14 protein-coding genes, 1 tRNA gene and 1 pseudogene are annotated in these 13,626 nt (G+C 58.8%); 6 read left to right on the top strand and 10 right to left on the bottom strand.

Going from position 1 to position 13,626, the window contains the following annotated elements; genetic code table 11:
* Nucleotides 1-291: 291 nt before the first annotated feature.
* The 8 genes from ychF to H097_RS04680 all read right to left on the bottom strand — a co-directional run bounded on the left by ychF (nt 292) and on the right by H097_RS04680 (nt 7,198).
* Complete coding sequence (gene ychF / locus H097_RS04715; protein WP_032857783.1) at nt 292-1,392, bottom strand: redox-regulated ATPase YchF; 1,101 nt, start codon at nt 1,390-1,392, stop codon at nt 292-294.
* Between the two features lie 22 nt (nt 1,393-1,414).
* Nucleotides 1,415-1,999 carry an aminoacyl-tRNA hydrolase gene (pth, locus tag H097_RS04710; protein ID WP_032857782.1) on the bottom strand — a complete coding sequence of 195 codons (585 nt, stop codon included), beginning with the start codon at nt 1,997-1,999 and terminating at the stop codon, nt 1,415-1,417.
* A 168-nt stretch (nt 2,000-2,167) separates the two neighbouring features.
* A complete protein-coding gene (locus H097_RS04705) occupies nt 2,168-2,764 on the bottom strand; it encodes a 50S ribosomal protein L25/general stress protein Ctc (RefSeq protein ID WP_032857780.1) in 597 nt (198 codons plus the stop codon).
* A gap of 138 nt (nt 2,765-2,902) precedes the next feature.
* Nucleotides 2,903-3,844: a ribose-phosphate pyrophosphokinase gene (locus H097_RS04700; protein ID WP_003208392.1), complete on the bottom strand. Its 942-nt coding sequence runs from the start codon at nt 3,842-3,844 to the stop codon at nt 2,903-2,905.
* 45 nt (nt 3,845-3,889) lie between these two features.
* Nucleotides 3,890-3,964 (bottom strand) — tRNA-Gln (locus tag H097_RS04695).
* Nucleotides 3,965-4,001: 37 nt separating this feature from the next.
* Nucleotides 4,002-4,850, bottom strand: a complete 849-nt coding sequence (gene ispE, locus H097_RS04690; protein ID WP_032857779.1) for a 4-(cytidine 5'-diphospho)-2-C-methyl-D-erythritol kinase — start codon at nt 4,848-4,850, stop codon at nt 4,002-4,004.
* 1 nt (nt 4,851) lies between these two features.
* On the bottom strand, nt 4,852-5,469 hold the full coding sequence (lolB, locus tag H097_RS04685) for a lipoprotein insertase outer membrane protein LolB (protein WP_032857778.1): 618 nt from the start codon (nt 5,467-5,469) through the stop codon (nt 4,852-4,854).
* Nucleotides 5,470-5,473: 4 nt separating this feature from the next.
* Nucleotides 5,474-7,198, bottom strand: a complete 1,725-nt coding sequence (locus H097_RS04680; RefSeq protein ID WP_032857775.1) for a tetratricopeptide repeat protein — start codon at nt 7,196-7,198, stop codon at nt 5,474-5,476.
* 305 nt (nt 7,199-7,503) lie between these two features.
* On the opposite strand from H097_RS04680, the gene hemA reads away from it, so the two are divergent.
* From hemA to H097_RS04650, 6 genes are all read left to right on the top strand, one after another.
* Nucleotides 7,504-8,793 carry a glutamyl-tRNA reductase gene (gene hemA / locus H097_RS04675; protein ID WP_032857774.1) on the top strand — a complete coding sequence of 430 codons (1,290 nt, stop codon included), beginning with the start codon at nt 7,504-7,506 and terminating at the stop codon, nt 8,791-8,793.
* A complete protein-coding gene (prfA, locus tag H097_RS04670; protein ID WP_029295658.1) occupies nt 8,790-9,872 on the top strand; it encodes a peptide chain release factor 1 in 1,083 nt (360 codons plus the stop codon). The genes hemA and prfA overlap by 4 nt, the downstream gene beginning before the upstream one ends.
* Complete coding sequence (gene prmC, locus H097_RS04665) at nt 9,873-10,703, top strand: peptide chain release factor N(5)-glutamine methyltransferase (RefSeq protein ID WP_032857772.1); 831 nt, start codon at nt 9,873-9,875, stop codon at nt 10,701-10,703.
* Nucleotides 10,697-11,452, top strand: coding sequence for a molybdopterin-synthase adenylyltransferase MoeB (locus tag H097_RS04660; protein WP_032857771.1), 756 nt, complete (start codon nt 10,697-10,699; stop codon nt 11,450-11,452). Before prmC ends, H097_RS04660 begins: the two co-directional genes overlap by 7 nt.
* A complete protein-coding gene (gene murI / locus H097_RS04655) occupies nt 11,445-12,239 on the top strand; it encodes a glutamate racemase (RefSeq protein WP_032857769.1) in 795 nt (264 codons plus the stop codon). The genes H097_RS04660 and murI overlap by 8 nt, the downstream gene beginning before the upstream one ends.
* A 112-nt stretch (nt 12,240-12,351) precedes the next feature.
* Nucleotides 12,352-12,870 carry an acyloxyacyl hydrolase gene (locus H097_RS04650; RefSeq protein WP_032857767.1) on the top strand — a complete coding sequence of 173 codons (519 nt, stop codon included), beginning with the start codon at nt 12,352-12,354 and terminating at the stop codon, nt 12,868-12,870.
* 74 nt (nt 12,871-12,944) lie between these two features.
* On the opposite strand, the gene H097_RS04645 is transcribed toward H097_RS04650, so the two are convergent.
* Both H097_RS04645 and H097_RS28115 read right to left on the bottom strand, forming a co-directional pair.
* A complete protein-coding gene (locus H097_RS04645; protein WP_032857765.1) occupies nt 12,945-13,250 on the bottom strand; it encodes a YkgJ family cysteine cluster protein in 306 nt (101 codons plus the stop codon).
* Between the two features lie 190 nt (nt 13,251-13,440).
* Nucleotides 13,441-13,614: pseudogene (locus tag H097_RS28115) on the bottom strand (SAM-dependent methyltransferase); the annotation flags it as partial.
* Between the last annotated feature and the right edge of the window lie 12 nt (nt 13,615-13,626).

Genomic DNA, 13,626 nt, shown 5'->3' with positions numbered 1-13,626 from the left:
GGTCCTTGTTTTACTTGAGATGTTTGAGAAGCTTAAACTTGAACTATATTCAAGTTTCTGTAGGAGTGGTATTTACACTTCCGTGTAGGATGAGTCCTAAAAACTTTGTGAATATTATTAATGATGCGGGACGTAGGCTTGTAGTGTTTGTTTTATAGTTTCTTGCCTGTGTTTTTTTAAAAACTTAACGGTTTCTTAATGTTTCATCGAGTGTTCTAACCGTTGGAACACCCACAAAAAAGCCGATGCAGGGCATCGGCTTTTTGGGCGACAGACGTCGCGAGTTGAACTTTACACGTTGAAACGGAAGTGCATCACATCGCCATCCTTGACGATATATTCCTTGCCTTCCAAACGCCACTTACCGGCTTCCTTGGCCCCAGCTTCACCCTTGAACTGGATAAAGTCGTTGTAGGCGATCACTTCGGCCCGGATAAAGCCTTTTTCGAAGTCGGTGTGGATCACGCCGGCAGCCTGTGGCGCGGTGGCGCCGACCTTGACGGTCCAGGCGCGCACTTCTTCGACACCCGCGGTGAAGTAGGTCTGCAGGTGCAGCATTTCGTAACCCGCACGGATCACACGGTTCAGGCCAGGTTCTTCCAGGCCCAGGGCCTCAAGGAACATGTCCTTCTCTTCGCCGTCATCGAGCTCGGCGATTTCCGCTTCGATCTTGTTGCACACCGGTACAACCATCGCGCCTTCTTCTTCGGCAATGGCCATGACCACGTCGAGCAGCGGGTTGTTCTCGAAACCGTCTTCAGCCACGTTGGCGATGTACATCACAGGCTTGGTGGTCAGCAGGTGGAAGCCCTTGATCACGGCCTTTTCGTCGATGCTCATGTTCTTCATCAGGCTGCGTGCAGGCTTGCCCAGGGTGAAGTGCGCGATCAACTGCTCCAGCAGGGCCTTCTGGACCACTGCGTCCTTGTCGCCGCCCTTGGCGTTGCGCGTGACCTTTTGCAGTTGCTTCTCGCAGCTGTCGAGGTCGGCGAAGATCAGTTCCAGGTCGATGATTTCGATGTCGCGCTTTGGGTCGACGCTGTTGGAGACGTGAATCACGTTCTCGTCTTCAAAGCAGCGGACTACATGAGCGATGGCATCGGTCTCACGGATGTTGGCGAGGAACTTGTTGCCCAGGCCTTCACCTTTCGACGCACCGGCTACCAGGCCTGCGATGTCGACGAATTCCATGGTGGTCGGCAGGATGCGCTTGGGATTGACGATGGCCGCCAGTGCGTCCAGGCGCGGATCGGGCATCGGCACGATACCGGTGTTGGGCTCGATGGTGCAGAAGGGGAAATTCTCCGCCGCAATACCGGACTTGGTCAGGGCGTTGAACAGGGTGGACTTGCCGACGTTAGGTAGGCCGACGATGCCGCAATTGAATCCCATGGTGTTTCCCCTCGGAAAAAAGTCAGGCCTTCTGGCTGTGCAGGTTTTTCATCGCGCGGTTCCATTCACCGGCGAAGATATCCGGCAGCACGCCGAGGGCAAAATCGATGCTTGCATCGAGTTTTTCCTGTTCGGCGCGTGGCGCACGACCCAGGACGAAATTTGAAACCATACTGGCAACGCCTGGGTGGCCAATGCCGAGCCGCAGGCGGTAAAAGGTATTCTGATTGCCCAACTGCGCGATGATGTCGCGCAGGCCATTATGACCGCCATGGCCGCCGCCTTGCTTGAGCTTGGCAACGCCGGGTGGCAGGTCCAGTTCGTCATGGGCCACCAGGATTTCTTCGGGTTTGATCCGGAAGAAGCCCGCAAGCGCCGCGACAGCCTGGCCGCTGCGGTTCATGTAGGTGGTGGGAATCAATAGACGAACATCCTGACCCTGATGCGAGAAGCGTCCGGTCAGGCCAAAATATTTGCGATCGGCCACAAGATTGATGCCTTGGGCGTGGGCGATGCGCTCAACAAAAAGGGCCCCCGCGTTATGCCGGGTCTGTTCGTATTCGGCGCCTGGATTTCCCAGGCCAACGATCAGTTTGATGGCAGTCACGACAGGGGCCCTTCCTTTGGAGTTGTGGATAACATCGCCGCAACCTCGTTGCGGCGAAAGTGGACGACAGGAGCTCACTTATCCAGAGATAAACTTCGCGTTATCGCCCGCTTTCTCGCTACGTTTCGGTCCGCGATGTTTCCTCAAGCTCCGACATTACAGAGTGAATTACTCTGCAGCGCCTTCTGCTTCTGGTGCAACGCGTGGAGCGTGTACGTTTGCAACAGCTTTGTCATCACCGTGAGCCAGTGCAACAAACTCAACGCCTTTAGGGGCCTTGAGGTCGGACAGGTGGATGATCGCGCCGATTTCAGCGTTGGTCAGGTCGACTTCGATGAACTCAGGCAGGTCCTTCGGCAGGCAGGAAACTTCGATTTCCGAAGTCACGTGCGAGATCTCGCCGCCTTTCTTGATCGGAGCCGCTTCGCCAACGAAGTGGACTGGAACGATAGCGGTCAGTTTCTGACCAGCGATTACGCGTACAAAGTCAGCGTGCAGTACGTGACCCTTGGACGGGTGGCGCTGCAGGGCCTTGATGATAACGTTTTGCTTTTTGCCGCCAACGTTCAGTTCGATAACGTGGCTGTAGGCCGCTTCGTTTTCGAGCAGTTTGGCAACTTCTTTAGCCAGCATGCTGATGGATTCAGGGGCTTTTTCGCCACCGTAAACTACAGCTGGAACCAGGCTTGCGAGACGACGCAGGCGGCGGCTCGCACCTTTCCCCAGGTCGGAACGCACTTCAGCATTCAGAGTAAAATCGTTCATGTTGTATCTCCAAAATAACCACATTCGCCCCAGCGTTTGCGACCAGCGCTAAAGGCGATATGGGCAAAAAAGCCCCGCCCCAACAATATGCTGGGGCGGGGCGCTTTTCGTCAGGTTGATGCCGCGAAGGTTTGACCCTTAGCGGAACATCGCGCTGATCGATTCTTCATTGCTGATGCGGCGAACCGCTTCGGCAACAACCGGTGCGATATCCAGTTGACGGATACGCGAACAGGCTTGAGCAGCTGCGGACAACGGGATGGTGTTAGTCACCACCAGTTCGTCCAGCATTGAGTTCTCGATGTTCTCGATCGCTCGGCCCGACAGCACAGGGTGTGTGCAGTAGGCGAAGACTTTTGCTGCACCGTGCTCTTTCAAGGCTTTTGCCGCATGGCACAAGGTGCCGGCGGTATCAACCATGTCATCGACCAGAATACAGGTACGCCCTTCGACATCACCGATGATATGCATCACTTCAGAGTGATTGGCTTTCTCACGGCGTTTGTCGATGATCCCGAGGTCCACGCCCAGGGACTTGGCAACAGCCCGTGCACGCACGACGCCACCAATGTCCGGGGACACGATCATCAGGTTTTCAAAGCGCTGGTCTTCGATGTCATCCACCAGGACGGGGGAGCCGTAGATGTTATCTACCGGAATATCGAAGAACCCCTGGATTTGGTCAGCGTGCAGGTCAACCGTGAGAACACGGTCGATACCTACCACGGTCAGCATGTCAGCGACGACTTTCGCGCTGATAGCCACACGCGCGGAACGCGGACGGCGATCCTGACGGGCATAACCAAAGTAAGGGATTACAGCTGTGATTCGAGTCGCTGAGGAGCGGCGGAAGGCATCAGCCATCACGACGAGTTCCATCAGGTTATCGTTGGTCGGAGCGCAAGTCGGCTGAATAATGAAAACATCTTTACCGCGGACATTTTCATTGATCTCGGCTGTAATTTCGCCGTCGGAAAACTTACCGACAGAGATGTCACCGAGAGGGATATGCAGCTGACGTACAACACGCCGAGCCAGATCGGGGTTAGCATTCCCCGTAAAGACCATCATCTTGGACACGCGCAGTACCTAGAGGCTGAGGGTAACCTGGATGAGTATAGAAAATGGCAGGGGCGGCTGGATTCGAACCAACGCATGGCAGGATCAAAACCTGCTGCCTTACCGCTTGGCGACGCCCCTGTATCTGTTGCAACGAGTACCCAGTACTCGATTCCTTTTAGAGCAGACTTTGCAGCTTGCGATGCAACATCGAAACGTTGCTTCCCTTTGCTACAAACCCTGTAAGGGTCTCTGTAAGAAGGGCCGAGACTTTATCAGCTTCAGCTTTGTTTGGGAAGCCCCCAAACACACAACTTCCAGTTCCGGTGAGTTTTGCTTCGGTAAATTTACCTAACAAATTCAATGCGTTACGTACATCTGGATAACGCCTTGCTACCACCGGTAAGCAGTCATTTCGACTGTTTCCCTTGGGAACGGGGCGCACTTTAATGGGAGAAGAGTTACGTGTCAACAACGGATCTGAAAAAATTTCTGCTGTACTTACAGATACTTGCGGAACAAGCACGACATACCACGGCTCTTCGGGGTCTACAGGGGTGAGTTTTTCCCCGACACCCTCAGCAAATGCGGCGTGTCCACGCACAAAAACCGGGACGTCGGCGCCCAGCGTCAGGCCCAGCGCGGCCAGGCGATCTTCATCCCAACCCAGTTGCCACAAGTGATTGAGACCGAGCAGGGTGGTCGCGGCATTCGAGCTGCCGCCGCCGATGCCGCCGCCCATGGGCAGGATTTTATCGATCCAGATATCAATGCCGAGGGGGCACGCGGATTGTTCCTGAAGTTTTTTGGCTGCCTTCACGATCAGATTGCTGTCGTGAGGCACACCTTCGAATTCGGTGTGCAGGCGAATCACGCCATCGTCGCGCACGGCGAAGGTCAGTTCATCGCCGTAGTCGAGGAATTGAAACAGCGTCTGCAACTCGTGATAGCCGTCTTCACGGCGACCGAGGATATGCAGCATCAAATTGAGTTTGGCCGGGGAGGGCAGGGTCAGGCGTTCGCTCATGTCACTGCCCCAGCTTGCGTGGTTGCCAGTCCTTGATCACCAGCGTGACGTCAAGGTTGCTGCCGTGCAGTTTGATGCGCTCGGGTAGCCAGTAGCCGCTTTGTTCCACGTAGCTCAGGTATTCGACCTGCCAGCCATCCTGTTCCAGAGTGGCCAGGCGGCTGTCGCCATTGAGGCTCAGGCGGCTCTTGCTGTCAGGCGCGGGCAGGCCGCGAACCCACCAGACCAGATGCGAGACCGGCAGCTTCCAGCCGACCTGCTCTTCGAGCAAGGCTTCCGGTGATGGCGCTTCATAGCGGCCCTGGTTGGCCACTTCGAGGCTCACTTGCCCCGGGCGCCCGGTCAGGCGTGCAGCGCCACGGCCCAGGGGGCCAGAGAGGCGGATATCGTAATAGTCCTGGCGTTGCAGCCAGAACAAGGTGCCGCTGCCCGAATCCTTCGGTGCACGCACCCCGATCTTGCCTTCGATCTGCCAGCCATCAATGCTGCTGAGCTGATCCTTGTGTTGGCGCCACTGCGCCGGGTTGCCCTGGCCTTCGACGGACTCACGGGCGCCGAAGCCCGCACAACCGGCGAGCAAGGCGATAAGACTAAAAACGATGGCGTGGCGCAAAAACATAGAATTAAAGAGTCTCGGATCCGGTCAGGCGCTTGATGGTGCTGCGCAGGATAGGGCTGTCGGGTTGTTCCTTGAGGAACTTGCCCCAGATTTGTCGGGCTTCGCGTTGTTTGCCCTGGGCCCATAGCACTTCGCCCAGGTGAGCGGCGACTTCCTGGTCGGGAAACCGCTCCAGGGCCAGGCGCAACAGGCGTTCGGCTTCATCCAGGTTGCCCAGGCGGTAATTCACCCAACCCAGGCTGTCGAGTACTGCCGGGTCTTCCGGGTTGAGCTGGTGGGCCTGCTCGATCAGGGCCTTGGCCTCGGCATAACGCGTCGTACGGTCTGACAAGGTGTAGCCCAGGGCGTTCAGTGCCATGGCATTGTCCGGGTCGCGCTTGATGATCAGGCGCAGGTCCTTTTCCATCTGTGCCAGGTCATTGCGTTTTTCGGCCTGCATGGCGCGGGTGTACAGCAGGTTCAGGTCGTCGGGGTATTGCAGCAGGGCCTGGGCGAGGATTTTCCAGGCGCGCTCCCCCTGATTGTTGGCCGACAAGGTTTCGGCCTGAATCAGATACAGCTGGATGGCGTAGTCCGGCTCGGCATCGCGGGCAGCGGCCAGTCGTTTTTCGGCTTCGTCGGTGCGGCCGTTGTTCATCAGGATATCGGCCTGGCGCAGTTGGGCTGGCAGATAGTCGTTGCCGGGGCCGACCTGGGCGTATTCGATCAGCGCGCCTTGCGGGTCGTTGCGTTCTTCGGCGATGCGTCCCAGGTTCAGGTGGGCCGAATCGACATGGCTTTCGCGGGCGATCAGGTCTTCCAGATAACCCTTGGCCTCTTCCCAGGCCTTGGCTTCCAGGCACACTAGCGCCAGGGAGTAGCGCAGTTCGTCGTCATCCGGGTATTGCTGGACCAGGCTGGCAAACTCCACCTTGGCGTCTTCCATGCGGTCCTGTTCCACCAGCATGCGCGCGTAGGTCAGGCGCAGACGCTTATCGTCCGGATACTTCTTGATGCTTTTTTGCAGCAGCGGCAAGGCTTCCTTGCCGCGGTTGAGACTTTGCAGCAGTCGCGCACGCAGCAGCAGCGGGGCGATCTCACCTTCTTCCGGCGGGTTTTGCTCCAATAGTTTCAGGGCGGCCTGTGGTTCGTCATCCTGTTGCAGCAGCAATGCCTTGCCAAACACCAGTTGGCTATTGCTCGGGTGCTTTTGCAGCAGGCGGTCGAAACTCTTCATCAGGCCGTCGCGGGTGTCCTGGTCGGTATCGGCGGCCGACAGGGCGAGGAAGTCGAAATGGGTATCGCCCTTGCCCTGCAAGACTTTCTCCATATAGACCATGGAGTCGTCGTAGCGCCCGGCGCGTGCCAACTGGATGGCTGCGGCGCGCTGGGCTTCCAGGTCATCCGGCGCGTTCTTCGCCCAGATCATCGCCGTATCCAGGGCTGCCTGGTCGGCGCCAAGGTATTCGGCGATGCGAAATGCGCGCTCGGAAATCCCCGGATCCTGGGTGTTGATGGCCTGGGTTACGTAGTTATCCAGGGCAATGTCGAAACGATTGCGCTGGCCGGCGAGCTCCGCGCTCAGCAGGCTGAAGATCGTTTCTTCACTGAACGAGGAATAAACCTTGGGTTTTTCAGGGGCGGGGGTGCTGTCTTCCACCGGCGCAGGACTCTGCGACGATACGGGGGCCATGGACTGGCAGCCGCCGAGGAAGGCAAGGGCAAGGAGCAACGCGGAAGATCTATTCATATAGGAAGAGGACGACACTAACCTGCGGTCGGATCATCATGACACAAGCCCTCGGCCAAACATAACCGGGGCACTCCGATTGCCTTAAATGCTCCCCCTGTAGGAGCGAGCTTGCTCGCGAAAAACGCAAAGGCGCCGCGTTTGCCCGGGGTGGCAGCGTTATCGTTGACGATTTTCGCGAGCAAGCTCGCTCCTACAACGGGCCTTTATAGGCATAAGGCATTAGGACAATAGACGACGGTGGTTGTTCTGAGTCAGTCGAAGTAGGACAATTGTCGGCTTCTCGACATCATCAGCGATATTGAATGGCCTTCCTTGCTCTGGGTATCAACCACAAGACTGCTTCTGTAGACGTCCGCGAGCGCGTGGCGTTTACCCCGGAGCAGTTGGTTGAGGCTTTGCAGCAGCTGTGCCGGCTCACCGACAGCCGCGAAGCTGCGATCCTTTCCACCTGCAATCGCAGTGAGCTCTATATAGAGCAGGAACATCTTTGTGCGGATGTCGTGCTGCGCTGGCTGGCTGACTATCATCATTTGAGCCTGGATGACCTGCGCTCCAGTGCTTATGTGCACGAAGATGATGCGGCAGTTCGTCACATGATGCGCGTTGCGTCGGGGCTTGATTCGCTGGTGTTGGGTGAACCGCAGATCCTCGGCCAGATGAAGTCGGCCTACGCCGTGGCCCGCGAAGCCGGGACCGTGGGGCCGCTGCTGGGGCGTTTGTTCCAGGCCACCTTCAATTCGGCCAAGCAGGTGCGCACCGATACGGCGATTGGTGAAAACCCGGTCTCCGTGGCATTTGCCGCCGTCAGCCTGGCCAAGCAGATCTTCAGCGACCTGCAGCGCAGCCAGGCCCTGCTGATCGGCGCGGGTGAGACCATCACCCTGGTCGCCCGGCACCTGCATGACCTGGGCGTCAAGCGTATCGTGGTGGCCAACCGAACCCTGGAGCGCGCCAGCATCCTGGCCGAAGAATTCGGCGCCCATGCAGTATTACTGGCCGATATCCCGGCCGAACTGGTGCGCAGCGATATCGTGATCAGCTCCACTGCCAGCCAGTTGCCGATCCTCGGCAAGGGCGCGGTGGAAAGTGCCTTGAAGCTGCGTAAGCACAAACCGATTTTCATGGTGGATATCGCCGTCCCCCGGGACATCGAGCCCGAAGTCGGTGAATTGGACGACGTTTATCTATATAGCGTCGACGATCTGCACGAAGTGGTCGCCGAAAACCTCAAGAGCCGCCAGGGCGCTGCCCAGGCTGCCGAGGAAATGGTCGCGGTCGGTGCCGATGAATTCATGGTGCGCCTGCGCGAACTGGCCGCCGTGGATGTGCTCAAGGCCTATCGCCAACAGGGCGAGCGTTTGCGCGACGAGGAATTGATCAAGGCCCAGCGGCTGCTGGCCAATGGCGCCAGTGCTGAAGATGTTTTGATGCAATTGGCCCGTGGCCTGACCAACAAGCTGTTGCATGCTCCCAGCGTACAGCTTAAAAAACTGACTGCCGAAGGCCGCCTCGATGCGCTGGCCATGGCCCAGGAACTCTTTGCCCTCGGTGAGGGCGCGCCAGACAGCTCTTCGGATAAAAAACCGCAATGAAAGCGTCACTGCTCAATAAACTGGACGTGCTCCAGGACCGTTTCGAAGAACTGACCGCCTTGCTCGGCGACGGCGAGGTCATTTCCGATCAAACCAAGTTCCGTGCCTATTCCAAGGAATACGCCGAAGTTGAACCGATCGTGACCACCTATTCGCAACTGCTCAAAGTGCAGGCCGACCTCGAAGGTGCCCAGGCCCTGCTCAAGGACAGCGACCCGGACATGCGTGAAATGGCCGTGGAAGAAGTCCGTGAGGCCAAGGAAAAGCTCGTCGAGCTGGAAGGCGACCTGCAACGCATGCTGCTGCCCAAAGACCCTAACGATGGGCGCAACGTGTTCCTCGAAATTCGCGCCGGTACCGGTGGCGACGAGGCGGCGATCTTCTCCGGCGACCTGTTCCGCATGTACTCGCGGTATGCCGAGCGTCGCGGCTGGCGCGTGGAAATCCTCTCCGAGAACGAAGGCGAGCACGGCGGCTATAAGGAAATCATTGCCCGGGTCGAAGGCGAGAACGTCTACGGCAAGTTGAAATTCGAATCCGGCGCCCACCGCGTACAGCGCGTCCCAGCCACCGAATCCCAGGGCCGCATCCACACCTCGGCCTGCACCGTGGCGGTATTGCCCGAGCCGGACGAGCAGGAAACCATCGAAATCAACCCGGCAGACTTGCGCGTCGACACTTATCGTTCGTCGGGCGCCGGTGGCCAGCACGTCAACAAGACCGATTCGGCGATCCGCATCACTCACTTGCCGTCCGGCATTGTGGTGGAGTGCCAGGAAGAACGTTCCCAGCACAAGAACCGCGCGCGAGCCATGTCCTGGCTGTCGGCCAAACTCAACGACCAGCAGACCAGCGCCGCCGCCAACGCGATTGCCAGCGAGCGCAAGTTGCTGGTGGGGTCGGGCGACCGCTCCGAACGTATCCGCACCTACAACTATGCCCAGGGCCGGGTCACCGACCACCGGGTCAACTTGACCCTGTACTCCCTGGACGAAATCCTTGCCGGCGGCGTGGACGCCGTGATCGAGCCGTTGCTGGCCGAATACCAGGCCGACCAACTGGCGGCGATAGGTGAATAAATGACCATTATTGCCAGCTTGTTGCGCGCCGCCGACCTGCCCGACTCGCCGACCGCGCGCCTGGATGTGGAGTTGCTGCTGGCGGCTGCCCTGGGCAAGTCCCGCAGCTACTTGCACACCTGGCCAGAAAAAATCGTCAGCAGCGAGGACGCCCTGGTGTTTGCCGACTACCTGCAACGGCGCCGCAGCGGCGAGCCGGTGGCCTATATCCTCGGCCAGCAAGGCTTCTGGAAACTCGACCTGGAAGTCGCGCCGCACACGCTGATCCCGCGCCCGGACACTGAGTTGCTGGTGGAAGCGGCCCTGGAACTGTTGCCCGCCACCCCGGCGACTGTCCTCGACCTGGGCACCGGTAGCGGCGCTATTGCCCTGGCCTTGGCCAGTGAGCGCCCGGCCTGGAGCGTGACCGCTGTTGATCGCGTGCTGGAGGCCGTGGCGCTGGCCGAACGCAATCGCCAGCGCCTGCACCTGGACAACGTCACGGTGCTCAACAGTCACTGGTTCAGTGCCCTGAAAGATCACACCTACCACCTGATCATCAGCAACCCACCTTATATAGCCGACAACGATCCACACCTGGTGGCCGGCGATGTGCGCTTCGAACCGGCCAGTGCGCTGGTTGCAGGCCAGGATGGGTTGGACGACCTGCGCTTGATCATCGCCCAGGCGCCCGCGCACCTAGAGGCCGGCGGCTGGTTGTTGCTCGAACACGGTTACGACCAGGCTCCCGCCGTGCGCGACCTGCTGCTGGCGCAAGGTTTTGACGAAGTCCACAGCCGTATCGACCTCGGTGGCCATGAGCGCATCAGCCTGGGACGCCGGCCGTGCTGACCGATCAGGAGCTGTTGCGCTATAGCCGACAGATTCTGTTGCAACAGGTCGACATCGAGGGCCAGTTGCGCCTGAAAAACAGCCGTGCGTTGATCGTCGGTCTTGGTGGCCTCGGTGCTCCGGTGGCCCTGTACCTGGCGGCGGCCGGTGTCGGCGAGTTGCATCTGGCAGACTTTGATACCGTCGACCTGACCAATCTGCAACGCCAGATCATCCACGACACCGACAGCGTCGGCCTGAGCAAGGTCGATTCAGCTATCAAGCGGTTGAGTGCGATCAACCCGGAGATTCAACTGATTGCCCACCGCACGGCGCTGGACGCTGATTCGTTAGCCGCCGCCGTGGCCGCTGTGGACCTGGTGCTCGATTGCTCCGATAACTTTTCCACCCGTGAGGCAGTGAATGCGGCGTGCGTGGTGGCTGGCAAGCCACTGGTCAGCGGCGCGGCGATTCGCCTGGAAGGCCAGCTCTCGGTGTTCGACCCGCGGCGCCCGGAAAGCCCGTGTTACCACTGTTTATATGGGCATGGCAGCGACACCGAACTGACCTGTAGCGAAGCCGGCGTCGTTGGCCCGCTGGTTGGGCTGGTCGGCAGCCTGCAAGCCCTGGAAGCCCTGAAGCTGCTGGCCGGCTTTGGCACGCCGCTGGTCGGGCGCCTGCTGTTGATCGATGCCCTGGGCACACGTTTTCGCGAGCTGCGGGTCAAGCGTGATCCAGGCTGCAGCGTTTGCGGTAGCCAGTATGGTTAAGGATGCACCGATTGGTGTGTTCGACTCCGGCGTCGGCGGCTTGTCGGTGCTGGATGAAATTCATCGTTTGTTGCCCCATGAGTCGCTGCTGTACGTGGCGGATTGCGGGCATATCCCCTACGGCGAGAAAACCCCGGCATTCATTCGTGAGCGTTCGCGGGTGGTCGCAGAGTTTTTCCGCGAGCAGGGCGCCAAGGCCTTTGTGATTGCTTGTAATACGGCGACGGTGGCGGCGGTCGCTGATCTGCGCAGTGATTATCCGAATTGGCCGCTGGTGGGCATGGAGCCGGCGGTCAAGCCCGCGGCGGCCGCGACCCGCAGCGGTGTGGTCGGGGTGCTCGCCACCACGGGCACCCTGCAAAGCGCCAAGTTCGCCGCGTTGCTGGATCGCTTTGCTACCGATGTGCGGGTGATTACCCAACCTTGCCCAGGGCTGGTGGAGCTGATCGAAGCCGGCGACCTGAACAGCCCGGCGCTGCGCCAGATGCTGCAAGGGTATGTCGCACCATTGGTCGAGGCCGGCTGCGACACCATCATCCTGGGCTGCACCCACTATCCCTTCCTCAAGCCATTGCTGGCGACGCTGCTGCCACCGACGATCATCCTGATCGACACTGGGGCGGCGGTCGCGCGTCAGTTGCAGCGCCTGCTGGACGAACGCCAACTGCTGGCCGAGGGCCCGCCTCGGACTGCACAGTTCTGGACCAGCGGTGATCCGCAACACCTCAGAGATATCCTACCCACACTATGGAAATTCACTGGCGTTGTGCGAAGCTTCGATCGGTAAAAAATCGTGAAATAGTCGGTTTTTTAGCTGAACTTCTGCGTAATCCAGGATTTCTATAGCTGTTGATACGTATCAAAAAACATACAACTTCGTTTGGTAAAGGATGTTTCTTATGAAGCGCTTGTTCTGTGTGGCTGCGATTGCAGCCGTAGTGGTGGGACACTCGGTTTCGGCCCAGGCTGCCGGCCTGGAATTTGGGGTGGGGCATACCAGTGATTCGACCATGACCTATCGTCTGGGCCTGCAATCGGACTGGGACAAGAGCTGGTGGCAGAGCGATGTCGGTCGCCTGACCGGCTACTGGAGCGGCGCTTATACCTTCTGGGATGGTGACAAACGCGCCAGTGTCAGCAGCCTGTCCTTTTCGCCGGTGTTTGTGTACGAGTTCGCCGGCGAGTCTGTCAAACCCTACATCGAAGCGGGGATTGGCGTGGCGCTGTTTTCACGCACCCGTGTCGAAGACAGCAACATTGGCCAGGCTTTCCAGTTTGAAGATCGCCTGGGCTTTGGCCTGCGCTTTGCCGGTGGGCATCAGGTGGGGATCCGTGCCACGCACTATTCCAACGCGGGCATCAGCAGCCATAACGATGGTATCGAGAGCTACTCGTTGAACTACACAATGGCGCTCTGATATTCCCCAGGCACATGCACAACCTATGTGGGAGCCGGGCTTGCTCCCACATTTGATCTTCACCGTTTGCAGAGTCAGCGGTAGACCGTCGCAATCCCCTGGCGCTCTTCAATGCACTCCGGCGCGCCCATCTCGAACTCCCGGCAAATCAACGGTCGCTTTTCATAGATGGTGCACATCATCGTGTCGCGATCCAGCGCCGCGCACCAGCCATCGTCCAGGCGCAGCATGACTTCGCCACCCCAGTCGTCGGTATCGATAAAGCGATCAGGCACGCCGGTGTCGGTGATCAGCATGACTTCCAGCTGGCAGCAGCAGGCTGCGCACGTGGCACAGGTGACGGCGGGTTCGGTGATTTGGGTGTGGGGGATGGTGGTCATGGGGCGCAGCTTCAAGCTTCAAGCGTCCAGCTGCAAGCTAAAGCCGACCGGTTTCAGTTTTTTTGCTGTTGCGTCGCTTGCCAACCCCTGTAGAAGCGAGCTTGCTCGCGAAGGGCGCCAACGATAACGCAGGTTTTCTGGTTAAACGCGGTGCTCTCAAGTTTTTCGCGAGCAAGCTCGCTCCTACGGTTTAAGCACTGAAACGCCCCAGCAGCAATTGCGCGGTGCCGATAGTGCGTTCCATAAAGCCACCTTCGCAATAGCACAGGTAGAACTCCCACAAGCGCAGGGTTCGCGCGTAATACAGGCCGAAGTCTTCCATGTGCAGCAGGTTCATATCGGTGTCGCGGCTGACGATCTGCAACTTGGCAGCACA

The organism is Pseudomonas sp. FH4, assembly GCF_000510915.2.
GTDB lineage: Bacteria > Pseudomonadota > Gammaproteobacteria > Pseudomonadales > Pseudomonadaceae > Aquipseudomonas > Aquipseudomonas brenneri.
Note: the sequence above shows the minus strand (reverse complement) of the source record. Positions and strands in the feature narration are given on the sequence as shown.

Coding starts and splice junctions, on each gene's coding strand:
- ispE (WP_032857779.1), bottom strand. CDS start 4,850: ATGAGCGAACGCCTGACCCTGCCCTCCCCGGCCAAACTCAATTTGATG.
- H097_RS04705 (WP_032857780.1), bottom strand. CDS start 2,764: ATGAACGATTTTACTCTGAATGCTGAAGTGCGTTCCGACCTGGGGAAA.
- murI (WP_032857769.1), top strand. CDS start 11,445: ATGGTTAAGGATGCACCGATTGGTGTGTTCGACTCCGGCGTCGGCGGC.
- H097_RS04650 (WP_032857767.1), top strand. CDS start 12,352: ATGAAGCGCTTGTTCTGTGTGGCTGCGATTGCAGCCGTAGTGGTGGGA.
- H097_RS04680 (WP_032857775.1), bottom strand. CDS start 7,198: ATGAATAGATCTTCCGCGTTGCTCCTTGCCCTTGCCTTCCTCGGCGGC.
- hemA (WP_032857774.1), top strand. CDS start 7,504: ATGGCCTTCCTTGCTCTGGGTATCAACCACAAGACTGCTTCTGTAGAC.
- H097_RS04645 (WP_032857765.1), bottom strand. CDS start 13,250: ATGACCACCATCCCCCACACCCAAATCACCGAACCCGCCGTCACCTGT.
- prmC (WP_032857772.1), top strand. CDS start 9,873: ATGACCATTATTGCCAGCTTGTTGCGCGCCGCCGACCTGCCCGACTCG.
- lolB (WP_032857778.1), bottom strand. CDS start 5,469: ATGTTTTTGCGCCACGCCATCGTTTTTAGTCTTATCGCCTTGCTCGCC.
- prfA (WP_029295658.1), top strand. CDS start 8,790: ATGAAAGCGTCACTGCTCAATAAACTGGACGTGCTCCAGGACCGTTTC.
- ychF (WP_032857783.1), bottom strand. CDS start 1,392: ATGGGATTCAATTGCGGCATCGTCGGCCTACCTAACGTCGGCAAGTCC.